Source organism: Rhodococcus sp. MEB064, from assembly GCF_000834565.1.
In the GTDB taxonomy this organism is placed as follows: Bacteria; Actinomycetota; Actinomycetes; order Mycobacteriales; family Mycobacteriaceae; genus Rhodococcoides.
In genome coordinates this window covers 179,398-196,574 of the sequence record NZ_JXQS01000058.1, presented here as the reverse complement: position 1 = coordinate 196,574, position 17,177 = coordinate 179,398, and the positions used below count along the sequence as shown (strand labels likewise).

Below are 17,177 nucleotides of genomic sequence, written 5' to 3'. Positions count from 1 at the left end.
CTCAGTCGCGAACGGACGCGGCGCGCATCGATTCGAGCGTTCGGATGATGGTCGCCGCGTCGTGCTGGCCGGTGTGCCGCTGGGGAGCGCTGCCCTGCACGCCCAGGTAGAAGGTGGGGGTGCCCGGCAGTTCGCTGGTCAGCGCATCGATCTCGTCGTCTTCGACGCGGGTGACGAAGTCGCCGGTGCGCAGGTCGTCCTCGAACTTGTCCAGGTCGAGTCCGAGCTCCGCCGCGTAGACGTCGATGTCGTCGCGCTCGAGCGCATCACTGTGCAGGAACAGCGTGTCGTGCATCTCCCAGAACTTGCCCTGCGCCGCAGCAGCTTCCGATGCCTCGGACGCGTACCGCGCGTGGGGGTGATAGTCGTCGAGGGGGTAGTGGCGGAAGATGTAGCGCACGTCGTCGCCGAAGTGCGCACGGACCTCCCGCGTACTTCCGGTGGCCTTGCTGCAGAACGGGCACTCGAAATCGCCGTACTCGACGATCGTCAGGGGAGCGTCGACCGGTCCGCGAATGTGATCGCGCTTGGCGGTGACCGGGCGCAGCAGGTCGAGCGACGGCTCGGCCGGCGGCGGCGCGAACCGGTTGCCCAGCGAGAAGACCAGCCACCCGAGAAGGGCGGCGATGACGGACGCACTGAGCACACCCACTCGTGCCTGGTCGGCCAGCGCCTGATCGTCCAGAGCCAGATCGACGATGAACAGGGAGATAGTGAAGCCGACGCCGGATAGCGCTGCGCCACCGGCGATCTGAGGGAACGTGAGGCCGGGGGTCATCGATCCGGGGCGCAGTTTCGCGAACAGCGCGCTCGCGCCGGTGATGCCCACGAACTTGCCGCCGACGAGTCCGAGGACGATGCCCCACGTCAACGACGACGTGGCCGCGGCCTTCAGCGTCTCCGAACTCAGGACGACACCCGCGTTGGCCAACGCGAAGATCGGCACGATGATGAACGCCGTGTACGGCTGATACAACCGCATCAGGCGCTCGTTCACCGAGACGGCCCGCTCGAGGCCCAGACGCGCCGCGCGGGCGTACTCGGGATTGGGTGATTGGCGGAACGCGCGCGTGAGGGCTGCCGCGTGCTCGACCTCGCTGCGTCGCGGCGGATAGACGGGCAGGATCAACGCGATCATGACGCCTGCCAGCGTGGGGTGGACCCCCGACTCGTACATGGCGACCCACGTGACCACCGAGACGACGAGGTAACCGGCACCACGCCACACCCTCAGTCGTCGCAGGGACGCGATCAACGCCAGGCCCACGAGGGAGACGATCAGCGGGCCGATCTTCAACTCGTCGGTGTAGAAGACGGCGATGATGGCCAGGGCGCCCACGTCGTCGGCGACCGCGAGGGTCAACAGGAAGATGCGGAGCCGGACGGCGCGGGCCGGGCCGACGACGGCGAGCAGACCGACGACGAACGCGGTGTCCGTCGAGATGACGACGCCCCAGGCGGCCGCCTCCGGACCGGACGGATTGAGCGCCAGGAACAGCAGGGCAGGGAGTGCGAGACCGGCTATCGCGGCGACGATGGGGACCGCGGCGCGAGAACGGTCGCGCAGCTCACCCATCGCGAACTCTCGCTTGACCTCCAGGCCGACGACGAAGAAGAACAGCGCCATCAGACCGTCGTTGACCCAGTGCTGCAGGTCTAGTTCGATGCCGTGGTCGCCGAGTGTGATGGACAGAGGGGTGTGCCAGAAACTCTGGTACGTCTCACCCCACGGCGAGTTCGCCCAGATCAGAGCCGCCACGGTTGCGACGAGGAGGAATGCTGCAGCGATGGTCTCGCTGCTGTCGCCGCGCCGCGCTTCGGCGATCTTGTCGATCAGGCTCTGCATACGCGTCGGGCGCGCGGTGATCGAATCTGACACGTCGATGAAACTACAACAGCGCCGCACCCGTGACCGGGTGCGGCGCTGTGAGATGTGACGGGTGACTAGCCCGCGTCGCGTGCTGCTTGCTTCTCCGAAGTTGCATCCGCGGTGGAGAGCTGTCCGCCGGAGTTCTCGAGGTGCGCGCGCACGAACCAGTGGAACAGCTCGAGCTGGCCGCTGTGCCCTATGAGCAGATCCTCGGTGACGGGATCGACCTTGCCGACCTCTTCGATCGCGGCGCGGTAGTCCGAGATCACGCCGGTGTAGACCAGGTCCAGAGCGCCGAGGTGCTCGATGGCCAGTGCGCGACCGATGCTGTAGTCGTCCCACTTGCGCTGGGAAACGATCGTTCCGGGCGTTCCCAGAGCGGACGAGCCGAGCGTCGCGATGCGCTCCGCGACGTCATCGGCGAAGCCGCGAACGGCCTCGACCTGGGGGTCCAGCATCTCGTGGACCGAGATGAAGTTGGGTCCGACGACGTTCCAATGAACGTGCTTGAGCGTCAGGTGCAGGTCGTTGAGCGCATTCAATCGATCCTGGAGAACCGCGGCGACGTTTGCGCCGTCCGAGGTGCTCATGCCGGGAACGGTGTACGAGGCCGCCTTCTGCGTCGTGTCAGTCATGTCGGACTGATTGCCCATCGGCCCCGCCGTTCAAACACTGGTGAGAGGTGTCACCCGGGCTGCGTAGGCTTCGGTTCGAAGGGTTTGTCCGAGAAGGGTGTTCTGACTAGTCATGCGTGTTTTCTTCTGCCGTAAGTGCGGCCAACAGCTGTCGTTCGAGAATTCGATCTGCCTCAGTTGCGACAGCCGACTCGGATTCCACCTCCCCAGTCGCAGCATGATGGTCCTGGACGAGGACCTGTCCGTCACCGTCGACGGTGACGTCTGGCGGCGCTGCGCCAACATCAAGCGAGCGCAGTGCAACTGGCTCGTCGACTCCAGCGACGGCGCGACACTGTGTCTGTCGTGCTCGTTGACGCGCACGCGCCCGGCGGACACCGACATCGAGGCCATCGCGGAGTTCGCCTCCGCCGAGACCGCCAAGCGTCGGGTGGTCCTCGAGCTGGACGAGCTGCACCTGCCCATCATCGGCCGGGACGAGAATCCGGAGGGCGGTCTGGCCTTCGATCTGCTCTCCAGCGCGAACCGGAACGTCATCACCGGTCATGCGAACGGGCTCATCACGCTCGACCTCGCCGAGAGCGACGACGTCCATCGCGAGCAGCTCCGTGTGTCGATGGACGAGCCGTACCGCACCCTCGTCGGACACTTCCGCCACGAGATCGGCCACTTCTATCAGATGGTGCTGATCGGTGACGGCGAGCACCGCGCCCGCTTCGAGGAGCTGTTCGGCAACCCGGACGACGACTACAAAGCCGCGCTCGACCGTCACTACAGCGAGGGTGCGCCGGAGGGCTGGAAGAAGAACTACGTCTCCTCCTACGCCACGATGCACCCCGCGGAGGACTGGGCGGAGACGTTCGCGCACTACCTGCACATCCGCGACACGCTCGACACGGCCGCGGCCTACGCATTCGCTCCCGCGGGATCGACCTTCGACGCACCGCTGGCCGGCGACGTCGGATTCGCGCGCATCATCGACTGGTGGCTGCCGCTCACCTGGTCGCTGAACCAGTTGAACCGGTCGATGGGGCATCAGGATCTGTACCCCTTCGTCCTGCCCGCCAAGGTCCTGGAGAAGATGCGCTTCGTCCACAACGTGATCGTTCCGGACGAGGTATAGAGGTCAGGCACGTTGTGGACGGTGCGGCGATCCCACGCTGACGCCTGACAGTTCCGGGTCGGAGCCTGCCGGTAGGCGCTCCCGCTGACACTCCAGGTTCCCGGAGGAGTTGCAGCATCAGCGGGAACGTGGAACGTCCGCGAGAAGCTGGGCGCCGTCGGTTCGAACGTGCGTTCGAGTTTCTGTCGGTGGTGTGGGTTACTGTGTGGTCAGGTCGTCGGGGGGCGGCTTGATCGGGCATCACCGGGGGGTGAATTCGTGTACGACGCAACAGTTTCCGTCGATGTGCTGGTGTCGGCGAAGGTCGACGCCCAGGCTTCGTTCGCCCGCACCGTGGCCGCGTCGTGCTCCTACGTTCACGAGGAATCGCGTCGTCCCGCGGTGCTCGGTCCGGGTGGGGTGTTCGACGCCGATGCCGCCGAAGCGTGTGCGGTGGCGGAGGTCGCGTCAGCATTGTCGGTGTCCACGGGCACGGTCACCGAGTGGCTGTTCTTGATTCGTACGGCCCGGCCGGCGGTGCGGGAAGCGTTCGCTGCGGGCCGGTTGGCGTATGCGGCGTTCCGCACGGTGTGCCGATCCCTTGCCGGGGTTCCGAATGCAACCGAAGCGTTGCTGCAGCGGGTGATTGCTGCCGCATCAAGGTGCACCCCGGGTGCGGTCGCGTCGGCGATCGACCGGATCCTCGCCGACTTCGACGCGGAGTGGCACAGGGTCGTCCGGGAGCGTGCGGCGCTAAAGCGTGCCGCGACCGTGCGGAAACTGCCGCGCGTCAAGCGGAGCTGAAGATTCGTGGCCCGGCGGAGCAGATCGCCGAAATTGTGGCGGAACATCGTTGCCGCCGCGCGTGGGGTGACCGATCCGACGTCACTGTCGGCGCGACTGTTCGACGCCGCGCACGCACTCCTGACCGGGGCCGTGTCGAATGAACCGGCCAACCATGCGGTGATCGTTCTCGATGCTGCCACCGCAGCGGGGTTGGCGGGGGAACCCGGTCACCTCGTCGGCTGGGGACCGGTCCCGGCGGATGTGGCCCGCACGATCGCCGAGGATGCGACGTGGCAAGCACTCATCACCGCAGCCCGCGGCGCGGAATCCGAACACCACCCACCCGACCCGGAACCCGATCCACCGGTTCCGGTCGACGGGCGGGAAGTTCGCCGCACCCGCCGTATGCCACCGGGCTGGACGCCTACTTCCGGGGACGTCCGCAGCGCGAGAGCCAGAAAAGTCAGGGAGCAGGTCGAGTACCTCCGCACGCTCCCACCGTCCGCGTTGGACCGTGCCGTCGAGAATCCCGACGGCCACGGCGGTTTCGTCGTGCCTCCGGACGGGGCACTGACCTACCGCCCATCCGAGGCGGTCGCGGCGCTGGTGACAGCGCTGTATCCGACGTGCGTCCATCCGGGGTGCGCGGTGCCGAGTGAGGACTGCGACCTCGACCACGTAGTCCCGTTCGATCACACCGACCCCCGGAGGGGCGGCTGGACCGTCACCGGCAACCTCGAACCGCTGTGTCGCCGGCACCATGGACTGAAGACCCGCCGGCAGTGGCACTACCGCATGCTCCGGGACGGCATCGTCCACATCCGCGACTCCCACGGCAACGACTACCTCACCGCACCCGGCGAATGACGGGCGTCAGTTTCCTGAACGCTCCGGGGGCAGGCGAGCGATGAGGGAACGGGCGCACTCGACGGTCAACGTCGTGTCATGTGACAGGACGTAGTCGTAGCGACGCTCCATGTCCGGTCCGGTGTCGCCGAGGTCCCGTGCTGCCAGGACGGCCGAGAAGTGTGGCGTCAGCACCACCACGTCCCATTCCTCCCGCAGCGCATCCGACGCGGCCAGGTTCGCCCCGCGGATCTTGGGTGCGGGTTCCGTGCCGATGTTCTCGGCGAGGGCGCCGACGAGAGTGGCGTTCATGGCCATCAACTCCCAGCGCCGACCGGTGATCGGCGTGAAGTGATCCACGTGCTGGAACGCGCCGAGCATGAGTGCGGTCTGCTGGCTGTCCGTGGCCATGGCCTCGAGGTTCTTGCTGATCTCGATCAGCAGACGCTTGCTCGCGCGCCGCACATCGCGTCCGCCTGCTGCGAGGTTGTACGGCGTCGACATGGGCGTGAATCCGCGATCACGAGCGATCTGGAACTCGAGCGGCGAGCCGACGGGTGCGTCGATGGTGAGGTCGGTGGTCGATCCGTACAGCGAGCCTTCCCCGACCCGCGCACCCATGGCCTGCGCAGTGAGCGCAGCGCGGGGGGTGTCGATGCCTTCGGCCATCACGACCGCGCCCGTACGTTCCACCTGGGCTGCCACGGCGTTGACCACACGAGCACTGAAACGATTGGGACGCGTCGAGAGGAGAGTCCGGTCCAGCTTGATGACGTCCGGCTCGAGCAGGGGAAGCAATGCGAGGGATTCCGGGCGGACGCCGACATGATCGACGGCGATGGCCCAGCCGAGACGCCGGACCTCGGCGACGACGCGCATGAGGTGGGCGGGCCTGCGGATGAGAGCAGTCTCGTCGAACTGCAGTACTGCGCCGCCCATGTCGTGATCGCGCAGGTTGGGCAAATCGACGAGAGAATCGGGATCGACGGCGATGAAGAGGGGAAGTCCGCGAGGGAGGTCGGCGCGTGCGGCTTCGCTGAGTGCACCGTTCCAGCGAGCAGCATCGAGGTCGGGTGTCATTCCCATGGACTTCGCCGTCGCGGCGAGGGTCGCGGGGTCCTGGAACGACGAACCCTCGGGGCCGCATACGACCGCCTCGTAGCCGACGATGGCGTCGGTCTGCAGGTCGATGATGCGTTGGAACGACGTGTGCAGGCTGCCGGGGCCGAGCAGATCGCTCAGGGCTCCACCGTCGCGGCCGTCGGAGAACAACACAGGGCTTGCGCGGCGAGAATTCACATCGCCGGTCCGATTTTCGACCACCACGGCATCGATCCTTTCGTCACGTCGCACGCGTCGTCTGTACGCACATGCCACTCGACCGCCGCCGTGGTTTGACAGGAGTCCTGCTTCGTCCGGCCACAATACCCGATTAGCCATGTCAACCGCTGGTGTGTGTTAATTGCGGTGCGATCAGGTTCAGCGACTCCGCTAGGGATGGTTCACAAGCATGGGTGCTCGACGTTCGACTCGTTTCCTCACTCGTTCCGCAGCAGGCGCTGTGTTGGCTGCAGCCGTCGCACTCGGCGTCGCTGCGCCGGGAGGAGCTGCACCGCTGTGGCCCGGCGGCCCGGACATCTCTCTCCCGCCCATCCCCGGTGTGACCGCTCCGGCGCCGGGTGTGCCCACCGCGCCGATCGAAGCGCCCCGGGCGCCCGCCAACTTCTCGGCTCCCGCCCTGAACCCGTCGGCAGGCGAGGTCGTGGGTGTCGCGCAGCCGATCATCATCCGGTTCGACTCGGCGATCGGTGATCGCGCCGTCGCCGAGCGCGCCATCGACGTGACCACGTCCGCCGGTGACGTCCCCGGCCGCTTCTACTGGTTCTCCGACAGCCAGGTCCGCTGGCGTCCGGACGCGTTCTGGCCGTCGAACACGACCGTGACCGTGAACGCAGGCGATGCCTCGTCGACCTTCACCGTCGGCGACGCGATCATCACCACGGCCGACGACAACACCAAGACGATCACCGTCACCCGCAACGGTGCAGTCGTGAAGACGATGCCCACCTCGATGGGCAAGGTCGGGCACGAGACGCCGAACGGCACCTACATCGTCGGTGAGCGCTTCCGCGACATGTACATGGACTCGTCCACGTACGGAGTCCCGGTGGATGCGCCCGAGGGTTACCGCACCTACGTCGAGTACGCGACCAGGATGTCCAACAGCGGCATCTTCGTGCACGCGGCGCCGTGGTCGGTGGACAGTCAGGGCGTCGAGAACGTCAGCCACGGCTGCCTCAACGTCAGCACGGAGGACGCCAAGTGGTTCTTCGAGACGGCGCAGAAGGGTGATCCCGTGATCGTGCAGAACACGAACGGCGGCATTCTGAACGGCCGCGACGGTCTGGGCGACTGGCAACTCTGAACCATCACATCTCGGACCGATTCTGATCGGTCCATGTTCACCATTCGTTCGCTTTACCTAGGCTAATGTCCCATCGGTGAGAGCAAGTCGGCCTGTAGTTCAACGCACGTTGCCGGAACTGCCACCGGCGCAACGGTCTTTCCTCCGTCGGCCGTGGCGTGACTATGCACTGTTCCTGGTGCTGGTCGGTCCCAATCTGATCCTGCTGGGCGTCTTCACCTACCGCCCGCTGCTGGACAACATCAGGCTGTCGTTCTTCGACTGGAACATCTCCTCGCCAACGTCGACGTTCATCGGAACCGCCAATTATCGGGAATGGTGGGGCCGCAGCGACACGTGGCAGATCGTGTCGAACACCGTCATCTTCACCATCGCCGCGGTGGCCGGCAGCATGCTGCTGGGGCTGGTCCTGGCGATGCTCCTGGACCGGAAGCTACGCGGTCGCAACATCGTCCGGTCGGCGGTGTTCGCGCCGTTCGTCATCTCCGGCGCGGCCATCGGCGTCGCGTTCCAGTTCGTCTTCGACCCGAACTTCGGCCTGATCCAGGACATCATGCGTCGGATCGGCTTCGGCGAGGTCCCGGATTTCTACCAGAGCCCCGGCTGGGCCCTGTTCATGATCACGGTGACGTATCTGTGGAAGAACCTCGGCTACGCCTTCGTCATCTATCTGGCTGCTCTGCAGGGGCTTCGCCAGGATCTGACCGAGGCAGCGCAGATCGACGGTGCGAGCAGATGGACGACGTTCCGCAAGGTGACGCTTCCCCAGCTGCGTCCGACCACGTTCTTCCTGTCCATCACCGTCATGCTGAACTCGCTGCAGGTCTTCGACATCATCAACGTGATGACACGAGGCGGACCGCTGGGCACCGGCACGACGACGATGGTCTACCAGGTCTACGAAGAATCGTTCCGCAACTTCCGCGCCGGGTACGGCGCAACGGTCGCCACCATCATGTTCCTTGTTCTGCTCGTCATCACCGTGCTTCAGGTGCGGGTCATGGATAGAGGTGACGCGCGATGAGCGTGATCGACAGGATGCCCGACACCGCCACCGACGACGCTCGTCCCGCCCGGGATGCCGCCCGTCGCCGAAGGCTGTCGACGCTGTTCGGCTATGCCGCGATGGTGGTCGTCATCATCATCATCGGGCTCCCGCTTTTCTGGATTCTGATCACCTCGTTCAAGGAGCGCGGCGAGATCTACGTCCAGCCGTCCGTGTGGTGGCCGTCGGTGTTCCGACCGGAGAACTACGACGACGCGACGTCGACGGTCCCGTTCTTCACGTTCCTGAAGAACTCGCTGATCATCACGAGCATCCTCGCCGTCGTGAAGTTCACGCTCGGGGTCCTGAGCGCCTACGGCCTGGTCTTCCTCCGTTTCCCCGGCAAGACCATCGTCTTCCTGGTCATCATCGCCGCACTGATGGTGCCGAACCAGATCACCGTCATCTCGAACTACGCGTTGGTGGCACAGCTGGGGTGGCGCAACACCTTTCAGGGCATCATCGTGCCGCTTGCGGGCGTCGCGTTCGGCACCTTCCTGATGCGCAACCACTTCCTGTCGATACCGCAGGAAATCATCGAGGCCGCCCGGATGGACGCCGCCGGTCCGGTGCGACTGCTGTTCCGTGTCGTTCTTCCGCTGTCCGGCCCGACGATGGTCGCCTTCGCCACCATCACCGTGGTCAACGAGTGGAACGAGTACCTGTGGCCGTTCCTGATGTCGGACGACTCGTCCGTGGCGCCGCTGCCGGTGGGTCTCACCCAGTTGCAGAACAACGACGGTGTGACCAACTGGGGTCCCGTCATGGCCGGCACCGTCCTGACGATGCTCCCCATTCTGATCGTCTTCCTGGCCCTCCAGCGTCACATGATCAAGGGCCTCACTTCCGGCGCCGTCAAGGGCTGACCAACCTATGAACAAGGAGCACATGATGCAGCCATTCTCTCGCCGCGGATTCCTCGGACTGTCCGGTGCCGTCGCCGCGGGCGCCGCTCTCACCGCCTGCGCCGGTACGAGTTCGACCAGCGGATCGTCGTCCTCCGGTGGAGGCGACGCCAACACCATCACGTTCTGGTCGTCGCATCCCGGCAGCTCGAAGGACGTCGAGAACGAACTCATCTCGCGGTTCCAGGCAGCCAATCCGGACCTGACCGTGCAGATGATCGACGGCGGAAAGAACTACGAGGAGATCGCGCAGAAGTTCAACGCGGCACTGTCCGGCGGTTCGCTGCCCGACGTCGTGCTGCTGTCGGACGTCTGGTGGTTCAACTTCGCTCTGCTGGGCGCGATCTCGCCGCTCGACGATCTGTTCTCCCAGGCAGGTGTCTCCACCACCGACTATGTCGATTCCCTGGTGGCGGACTACAACTGGAACGACAAGACCTGGGCACTCCCGTACGCCCGCTCCACCCCGCTGTTCTACTACAACCGCGAGGTGTGGACGGCCGCAGGACTGCCCGACCGCGGACCCGCCACCTGGCAGGAGTTCGACCAGTGGGGCCCGGAGATCCAGCGCGCCATCGGATCCGGCAAGCTCGCCCACGGATGGGGCAACGCCGAGGACTACCTCGGGTGGACCTTCGAGGGGCCGATCTGGACGTTCGGCGGAAGCTACTCGGACCAGTTCGACCTGAAGTTCACCGACGAGCGCACCATCGCTGCCGGCAACTTCCTCAAGGACATGATCCACACGAAGAAGTACGCGGCCGTCTCGAACGACATCGCCAACGACTTCTCGGCGGGCCTGCTGGGGTCGACCATCGCCTCCACCGGCGACCTCTCGGGTATCACGCAGGACTCCAAGTTCGACTTCGGCACCGCCTTCCTCCCCGCCGAGGCGGGTACCCCCGGCTGCCCGACCGGTGGAGCCGGTCTGGCTATCCCGGCCAACATCCCGGACGAGCGGAAGATCAACGCGCTCAAGTTCATCGAGTTCGTCACCAACGCGGAGAACACGGCGTACTTCTCGCAGAACGTCGGCTACATGCCTGTGCGTAAGTCCGCTGCGACCGATCCCAGTGAGGTCGCGTTCCTGGAGAAGAACCCGCGGTCGCGCACCGCCGTCGACCAGCTCGCTCGGACGCGCTCGCAGGATTACGCCCGCGTCTTCGTTCCCGGCGGGGACCAGATCATCGGTGCGGGTCTCGAGCAGATCGCCCTGCAAAACGCCGACGTCGCCACGACGTTCGCCGGAGTGCAGGACCAGTTGCAGCAGATCATCGACCGGCAGATCACCCCCAAGCTGCCCAAGTAGAAGTGGATCACCTCACGCCATGGCTTCGGTAAATTTCGCTCGGACCACTCACCGCTACCCGGGTGCCCCGGCACCCTCGGTGGACGCGCTCGATCTCGAGATCGCGGACGGCGAGTTCCTCGTGCTCGTCGGTCCGTCCGGGTGCGGGAAGTCGACCAGCCTGCGCATGCTGGCCGGGCTCGAGGCGATCGAGAGCGGTCGCATCGAGATCGGCGGCAAGGACGTCAGCGGCCTGGCGCCGAAGGAGCGCGACGTGGCGATGGTGTTCCAGAACTACGCGCTGTATCCCAACATGACGGTGGCCGAGAACATGGGCTTCGCACTGCGCAACGCGGGAATGTCGAAGGCGGACACCGCAGTCCGCGTCGAGGAGGCGGCTCGGATGCTCGAGCTCGAGCCGCTCCTCGGCCGGCGCCCCGGCAAGTTGTCGGGTGGTCAGCGCCAGCGTGTGGCCATGGGGCGCGCCATCGTGCGTCGTCCCGAGGTGTTCTGCATGGACGAGCCGCTGTCCAACCTGGACGCGAAGCTGCGTGTCAGCACCCGGTCGCAGATCGCCTCGCTGCAGCGGCGTCTGGGTACCACCACCGTCTACGTCACCCACGATCAGGTGGAGGCCATGACGATGGGAGACCGGGTCGCTGTTCTGAAAGGCGGACTGCTGCAACAGGTCGCGAGTCCGCGTGAGCTGTACGCGAATCCGGTCAACGACTTCGTCGCCTCGTTCATCGGCTCGCCGGCGATGAATCTGATCGAGGCCGACGTCGTGGACGGCCATGCCGTCCTGGGTGGGGCCCGCGTGCCGGTGCCGTCCGCACACACGGGGAAGATCGTCGTCGGTGTCCGTCCGGAGTCCTGGGAACTGGTGGGCGAGTCCGACACCGGTGCCCTGGAGTTGACGACCGAGCTGGTCGAGGAACTCGGCGCGGAGTCCTTCGCCTACTCGGTAGGACCGGCCGACGCCGGATGGACGGCGCGCGGTGGACGCGTGGTGGTGCGAGTGGATCGACGTGTCGTGGTCGGTGCGGGCGAACGCCTGCGGGTGAGGCCGGACTCGGGCGAGCTGTTCTTCTTCGATCCCGAGTCCGGCCTACGCCTGCGCTAGATCACCAGATGCGTACGCGCGCATCCGGATCGAGGTACAGAGCGTCGTTCTCCGTCACCTCGAAGGCCTCGTGGAAACTGTCCAGGTTCCGCACGACACCGTTGCACCGGAACTCGGGCGGGGAATGCGGGTCGATCGACAGACGGCGCAGCGCCTCGGCGTCGCGCGCCTTCGTACGCCACACCTGCGCCCAGCCGAAAAAGACCCGTTGCAAGCCGGTGAGGCCGTCGATCTCGGGAGCGTCCGCTCCGCCGCGCGAGATCTTGTAGGCCTCGACGGCGATGGACAGTCCGCCGAGGTCGCCGATGTTCTCGCCGATGGTGAACTTGCCGTTGACGTGATGGCCGGGGAGAGCTTTCGGCTCGAACTCGTCGTACTGCTCGATCAACGCGGTGGTGCGCTTGCCGAATTCGGTACGGTCGCTGTCGGTCCACCAGTCGACCAGGTTGCCGTCGCCGTCGTACTTGGCGCCCTGATCGTCGAATCCGTGGCCGATCTCGTGACCGATGACCGCGCCGATGCCGCCGTAGTTGGCTGCGTCGTCCGCCTCGGGATCGAAGAACGGCGGCTGCAGAATCGCTGCGGGGAAGACGATTTCGTTCATGCCGGGGTTGTAGTAGGCGTTGACGGTCTGCGGCGTCATGAACCACTCGCCGCGGTCGACCGGGCCGCCGAGCTTGTCCAGGTCACGCTGGTACTCGGCCTCGTATCCGCGGCGGTAGTTGCCCACCACGTCGGCGGCGTCGATCTCGAGCGTCGAGTAGTCGCGCCACGTGTCCGGGTAGCCGATCTTGGGCGTGAACTTGTCCAGCTTCGTCAACGCGGCGGTACGCGTCTGGGGACTCATCCATTCGAGGTCGGTGATGTTGCGGCGGTAGGCCTCCACCAGATTGGCGACCAGTTCCTGCATCCGTGCCCGTGAGTCGGCCGGGAAGTGCTGGTCCACGTACAGCTTTCCGACGGCCTCGCCCATGAGGTCCTGGACGAGGGAGACGCCGCGCTTCCACCGCTCGCGGTTGCTCTCGGTGCCGGTGAGGGTGCGGCCGTAGAAGTCGAAGTTCTCGTCGACGATGTCGGATGTCAGGTAGGGCGCCCGTGAGTGAAGGATCCGCCAGGTCGCCCAGGCCTTCCACTCGTCGAGGCTGCGCTCCGACCACAGGCCGGCGAACGTGGTCAGGAAGTCCGGTTGCCGCACCACGATCTCGTCGAAGTGTCCTTCTGCGCCGAGGCCGTCGATCCAGGATTCCCAGTCGAAGCCCGCAGCGTCGGACGTCAGTGCAGGCAACGTCGTCAGGTTGTACGTCAGGTCGGCGTCGCGTCGCTTGACCACGTCCCAGTGGCCGCCCGCGATCGCGGTCTCGAGATCCAGCACGGTGGCCGCGGAGAAGCCGACGCCGGCGAGGGTGAACATCTTCTCGATGTGCGCGAGGTACTTCGTGCGGATCTCCGCGTGCTCGTCCTCGCGGTAGTACGACTCGTCCGGCAGACCCAGACCGGACTGCGAGACGTGCATGACGTAGCGGTCCGACTGCTTGGAATCGGTGTCGACGTAGTGCGCGGCAGCGCCGCCGACGCCCGTCCGCTGCAACGATCCGAGAACCCGCGCCAGTGCTGCGGAGTCGGCAGCGTCGGCGACCGCGGACAGTTCGTCCGCGATGGGTGTCGTTCCCGCCGCCTCGATGACGTCGGCGTTCATGAAGCTGCTGTACAGGTCACCGATCTTGGCGGCGTCGGTGCCGGCATCAGGGTCGGATTCGGCAGCGACCTGGATGATGTCGCGCACGTGCTCCTCGGCGCGGTCGTACAGGGTGCGGAAGGCACCGTCGACGGCGCGGTCGGCGGGAATGTCGTACTCGGCGAGCCACCGTCCGTTGACGTGCTCGAAGAGGTCGTCCTGTGCGCGGGTCGAGGCATCGACGAACGAGAGGTCGAGCCCGGATCGGGGGGACCGGTCTGCGGCGGTTGTCATGTCTCCATCCTTACACCGGGGCACATAGGGTGGGTTTCGGCCGCGAGAAGTTGTCGACGAGAGAATTCGGGGTATCCGGTACTCATGTCCACCGAAGAGCACAGCATCGACGAGCCCGTCGCCCCGCCGCCTCTCGACGACGACGCGTTGACCAGCGCTCTCGTCGCCTGGCTGCCGGACCAGCGGTGGTTCTCGGCCAAGGGGCACACCGTCACCGCCGTCCGTGTGCTCACACGCGAGACGCTCGCCACGACCGCGGAGCTGACTGTCGAGCATCTCCTCGCGAAGGTGGACCTCGACGGCGCGGAGTCGCAGATCTTCCAGATCCCTCTCGGAATCCGCTCGTCCGTGTCCGAGGACCTCGACCCGTGGGTGATCACGCGCGCGCCGGGCGCGATCGTGTTCGACGCACTGCGTGATCCCGATGCCATCTCGGTCTACTCGGATCTGTTGGCCACCGGCGGCACGGGCGACGTCCGGTTCCTCGCGATGCCGGGAAGTGATCTGCAGACAGGTCTGCGCGGTCGCGTGCTCGGAGCGGAACAGTCGAACACGTCGGTCATCCTGGGCGACCACTACTTGCTCAAGATCTTCCGCCGGGTGACCGTCGGCATCAATCCGGATGTGGAGCTCCACCGGGCCCTGGGGCAGGCGGGTTGCGAGAACGTCGCGCCGCTACGCGGATGGATGGAAGCGGACATCGAACACTCCGAGACGACGTTGGCGATGGCGCAGGACTTCGTCGCAGGGTCGACCGAGGGCTGGACGACCGCGCAGGCCACCGTGCAGGACGTCCTCGCCACCGGCGACGTCGCCGCGTCCGACTTCACGGCGGAAGCGCGCGAGCTGGGCAAGGCCGTCGCGTCGGTGCACGCCGATCTGGCCCGGGTGCTCGGCACGTCCCTCGCACCCGCTCCGGACACCACCGCCGACATCTCCGCGCGCGTGCAGTCCGCTCTTCCGGTGGTGGCCGAACTCGAGGACCACCTGCCACGCATCCAGGCCCTGATCGAGGAGGCGGCCGGCGCGGGCGGGATCGATACCCAACGCATTCACGGCGACCTGCACCTCGGTCAAGTTCTGCGGACACCGGAACGCTGGGTCCTGATCGACTTCGAGGGCGAGCCGTCGAAGTCGTTCGAGGAGCGTCGGACACCCGACAGTCCACTCCGCGACGTTGCGGGCATGATCCGCTCGTTCGACTACGCCGCGATGAGTCGCATCGTGGAGATAGAGGATGCGCAGGAGCGGGAGCGTCTCGAACCGGTGGCGCGAGAATGGGTGGAGCGCAACGTGTCCGCGTTCTGCGACGGCTACACCGAGGTGTCGGGGAACGACCCGCGGTCCTCGTGGGCGTTGCTGCGGGCGTACGAACTGGACAAGGCCGTGTACGAAGCGGTGTACGAGGCCCGGAACCGCCCGACCTGGCTGTCGATCCCGATGCACGCCGTCGCGCGGCTCGTCTCCGAGTGACGCTGTCCCGGACGGTCGCCGTACTGCGGTCGGCCGGGTGCGTGTTCGCCGAGGACGAGGCGCGATTGTTGACCGACGAGGCGCCGGACGAGGAGACGTTGTCGGCATGGATCACACGGCGTGTCGACGGTGAACCGCTCGAGTACATCGTGGGGTGGGCCGAGTTCCACGGATTGAGGATCCGGGTCAGCCGCGGAATCTTCGTGCCCCGCAGACGAACCGAGGCCATGGTCGACGCTGCACTCGACAGGGTGGGCGACGACGGCGTCCTGCTCGATCTGTGTTGCGGATCGGGCGCGGTCGCGGCCGCCGTCGTCCACGCGAGGCCCTCGGTGACGGTGTTCGCCTCCGACATCGACCCGGCCGCCGTGGAGTGTGCGCGACGGAACCTGCCGGGACGCACGGTGTCCGAGGGCGACGGCTTCTCAGGAGTGCCCGGTCATCTCCGCGGTGCAGTCACCGTCGTCACGGCGAACACGCCCTACGTACCGACGGCCGCCATCGACACGATGCCGCCGGAGGCGCGCGATCATGAGCCCCGCGGGACGCTGGACGGCGGCGCCGACGGGCTCGACATCCAACGTCGACTCGCGGCGGAGGCTCCCGGATGGCTGGCGCCCGGGGGCTCATTGATCGTGGAAACATCTGTCGCGCAGGCGGATACCGCCTCGGCAATCATGCTCGCCGCCGGTCTGACCCCTCGGGTCCGACACGACGACGAGCGTGACGCCACGATCGTGATCGGGACAGCCGGTCAGGGCTGACCGAAGCGACCGGACTGGTAGTCGTCGAAGGCCTGCATCACTTCGGCTTTCGTGTTCATGACGAACGGGCCGGCCATCGCGACGGGCTCGCGGATGGGTTCGCCGCCGAGGACGAACATCTCCAACGGCTCGGAACCGTCGGCGGACGAGAACGTCAGCGAATCTCCCGATCCGTACACGGTCATCTGGCCCTTGCGCACGGGACGCCGTTCGGCCCCGACCGTGCCTGCTCCCGCCAGGACGTAGGCCATCGCGTTGTACGCGGGATTCCACGGCACCGTGACCGAGGCGCCCGGTGCCACCGTGACGTGGGAGAGCGTGATGGGGGTGTACGTCGACCCCGGACCCTGGTGCCCGGCGATCTCACCGGCGATGATCCGCACGAGTGCGCCACCGTCGGGGCTCGACAGCAGAGCGACCTGCCCTCCCGTGATGTCCTGGTAGCGAGGCGCTGCCATCTTGTTGCTGCGCGGGAGATTGACCCACAGTTGGACTCCGTGGAACATCCCGCCCGACACCACGAGATGCTCCGGCGGTGCCTCGATGTGCAGGATGCCCGCTCCGGCCGTCATCCACTGGGTGTCGCCGCCGGTGATGGAGCCGCCGCCGCCGTGCGAGTCCTGGTGGTCCATGATCCCGTCGATCATGTAGGTGACGGTCTCGAAGCCGCGGTGCGGATGCCACGGGGTGCCCTTGGGTTCGCCGGGCGCGTAGTTCACCTCGCCCATCTGGTCCATGTGGATGAACGGGTCCAGGTACTTCATGTCGATGCCTGCGAAGGCGCGCCGCACCGGGAAGCCCTCACCCTCGTATCCGGTGGGAGCGGTGGTGACGGACCGGACCGGCCTGTCCACCGATCCCGGTTCGGACGACGGGATGCGGGGGAGAGCGAGAACGTTGTCGACGGTCACTGCGGGCATCGGAACCTCCAGGGGAGAAAGTTGAC

Annotated in this window: 15 protein-coding genes; 10 read left to right on the top strand and 5 right to left on the bottom strand. The window is 66.4% G+C overall.

The genetic code is table 11. The features are described from left to right. Position 1 precedes the first annotated feature (1 nt). Positions 2-1,846 carry a Na+/H+ antiporter NhaA gene (gene nhaA / locus RU01_RS19535; protein ID WP_042576229.1) on the bottom strand — a complete coding sequence of 615 codons (1,845 nt, stop codon included), beginning with the start codon at positions 1,844-1,846 and terminating at the stop codon, positions 2-4. A gap of 98 nt (positions 1,847-1,944) precedes the next feature. After that, positions 1,945-2,505 carry a Dps family protein gene (locus tag RU01_RS19530; RefSeq protein WP_042576367.1) on the bottom strand — a complete coding sequence of 187 codons (561 nt, stop codon included), beginning with the start codon at positions 2,503-2,505 and terminating at the stop codon, positions 1,945-1,947. Between the two features lie 112 nt (positions 2,506-2,617). Here RU01_RS19530 and RU01_RS19525 point away from each other — a divergent pair, with 112 nt between their 5' ends. From RU01_RS19525 to RU01_RS19515, 3 genes are all read left to right on the top strand, one after another. Next, positions 2,618-3,628 (top strand): zinc-binding metallopeptidase family protein, encoded by a 1,011-nt coding sequence (locus RU01_RS19525; RefSeq protein WP_042576228.1) that lies wholly within the window; start codon positions 2,618-2,620, stop codon positions 3,626-3,628. A gap of 258 nt (positions 3,629-3,886) precedes the next feature. Then, positions 3,887-4,411: a hypothetical protein gene (locus RU01_RS19520; RefSeq protein WP_156149008.1), complete on the top strand. Its 525-nt coding sequence runs from the start codon at positions 3,887-3,889 to the stop codon at positions 4,409-4,411. A 6-nt stretch (positions 4,412-4,417) separates the two neighbouring features. Continuing rightward, positions 4,418-5,260, top strand: a complete 843-nt coding sequence (locus RU01_RS19515) for an HNH endonuclease signature motif containing protein (RefSeq protein WP_197074829.1) — start codon at positions 4,418-4,420, stop codon at positions 5,258-5,260. Between the two features lie 6 nt (positions 5,261-5,266). Here the strand turns inward: RU01_RS19515 and RU01_RS19510 are convergent, their stop codons facing one another. Further along, a complete protein-coding gene (locus tag RU01_RS19510) occupies positions 5,267-6,565 on the bottom strand; it encodes an EAL domain-containing protein (RefSeq protein WP_231568781.1) in 1,299 nt (432 codons plus the stop codon). A 184-nt stretch (positions 6,566-6,749) separates the two neighbouring features. On the opposite strand from RU01_RS19510, the gene RU01_RS19505 reads away from it, so the two are divergent. From RU01_RS19505 to RU01_RS19485, 5 genes are all read left to right on the top strand, one after another. After that, positions 6,750-7,664, top strand: a complete 915-nt coding sequence (locus RU01_RS19505) for a L,D-transpeptidase (RefSeq protein WP_042576225.1) — start codon at positions 6,750-6,752, stop codon at positions 7,662-7,664. A gap of 76 nt (positions 7,665-7,740) precedes the next feature. After that, positions 7,741-8,688 (top strand): carbohydrate ABC transporter permease, encoded by a 948-nt coding sequence (locus tag RU01_RS19500; RefSeq protein WP_042576224.1) that lies wholly within the window; start codon positions 7,741-7,743, stop codon positions 8,686-8,688. 14 nt (positions 8,689-8,702) lie between these two features. Beyond that, positions 8,703-9,575, top strand: coding sequence for a carbohydrate ABC transporter permease (locus tag RU01_RS19495; RefSeq protein WP_442970572.1), 873 nt, complete (start codon positions 8,703-8,705; stop codon positions 9,573-9,575). Between the two features lie 25 nt (positions 9,576-9,600). Beyond that, positions 9,601-10,923: an ABC transporter substrate-binding protein gene (locus tag RU01_RS19490; RefSeq protein WP_042576365.1), complete on the top strand. Its 1,323-nt coding sequence runs from the start codon at positions 9,601-9,603 to the stop codon at positions 10,921-10,923. Positions 10,924-10,942: 19 nt separating this feature from the next. Beyond that, positions 10,943-12,025: an ABC transporter ATP-binding protein gene (locus tag RU01_RS19485; RefSeq protein WP_042576222.1), complete on the top strand. Its 1,083-nt coding sequence runs from the start codon at positions 10,943-10,945 to the stop codon at positions 12,023-12,025. A 1-nt stretch (position 12,026) separates the two neighbouring features. On the opposite strand, the gene RU01_RS19480 is transcribed toward RU01_RS19485, so the two are convergent. Beyond that, positions 12,027-13,994, bottom strand: a complete 1,968-nt coding sequence (locus RU01_RS19480) for a M13 family metallopeptidase (RefSeq protein ID WP_042576221.1) — start codon at positions 13,992-13,994, stop codon at positions 12,027-12,029. An 84-nt stretch (positions 13,995-14,078) separates the two neighbouring features. Here RU01_RS19480 and RU01_RS19475 point away from each other — a divergent pair, with 84 nt between their 5' ends. Next, positions 14,079-15,467, top strand: coding sequence for a maltokinase N-terminal cap-like domain-containing protein (locus RU01_RS19475; RefSeq protein WP_082043256.1), 1,389 nt, complete (start codon positions 14,079-14,081; stop codon positions 15,465-15,467). Further along, a complete protein-coding gene (locus RU01_RS19470) occupies positions 15,464-16,231 on the top strand; it encodes a putative protein N(5)-glutamine methyltransferase (RefSeq protein WP_042576220.1) in 768 nt (255 codons plus the stop codon). Before RU01_RS19475 ends, RU01_RS19470 begins: the two co-directional genes overlap by 4 nt. Here RU01_RS19470 and RU01_RS19465 read toward each other — a convergent pair. Next, on the bottom strand, positions 16,222-17,151 hold the full coding sequence (locus tag RU01_RS19465) for a pirin family protein (protein WP_042576219.1): 930 nt from the start codon (positions 17,149-17,151) through the stop codon (positions 16,222-16,224). The genes RU01_RS19470 and RU01_RS19465 overlap by 10 nt on opposite strands. Between the last annotated feature and the right edge of the window lie 26 nt (positions 17,152-17,177).

Coding starts and splice junctions, on each gene's coding strand:
- nhaA (WP_042576229.1), bottom strand. CDS start 1,846: ATGCAGAGCCTGATCGACAAGATCGCCGAAGCGCGGCGCGGCGACAGC.
- RU01_RS19530 (WP_042576367.1), bottom strand. CDS start 2,505: ATGACTGACACGACGCAGAAGGCGGCCTCGTACACCGTTCCCGGCATG.
- RU01_RS19525 (WP_042576228.1), top strand. CDS start 2,618: ATGCGTGTTTTCTTCTGCCGTAAGTGCGGCCAACAGCTGTCGTTCGAG.
- RU01_RS19505 (WP_042576225.1), top strand. CDS start 6,750: ATGGGTGCTCGACGTTCGACTCGTTTCCTCACTCGTTCCGCAGCAGGC.
- RU01_RS19495 (WP_442970572.1), top strand. CDS start 8,703: ATGCCCGACACCGCCACCGACGACGCTCGTCCCGCCCGGGATGCCGCC.
- RU01_RS19490 (WP_042576365.1), top strand. CDS start 9,601: ATGCAGCCATTCTCTCGCCGCGGATTCCTCGGACTGTCCGGTGCCGTC.
- RU01_RS19485 (WP_042576222.1), top strand. CDS start 10,943: ATGGCTTCGGTAAATTTCGCTCGGACCACTCACCGCTACCCGGGTGCC.
- RU01_RS19480 (WP_042576221.1), bottom strand. CDS start 13,994: ATGACAACCGCCGCAGACCGGTCCCCCCGATCCGGGCTCGACCTCTCG.
- RU01_RS19475 (WP_082043256.1), top strand. CDS start 14,079: ATGTCCACCGAAGAGCACAGCATCGACGAGCCCGTCGCCCCGCCGCCT.
- RU01_RS19465 (WP_042576219.1), bottom strand. CDS start 17,151: ATGCCCGCAGTGACCGTCGACAACGTTCTCGCTCTCCCCCGCATCCCG.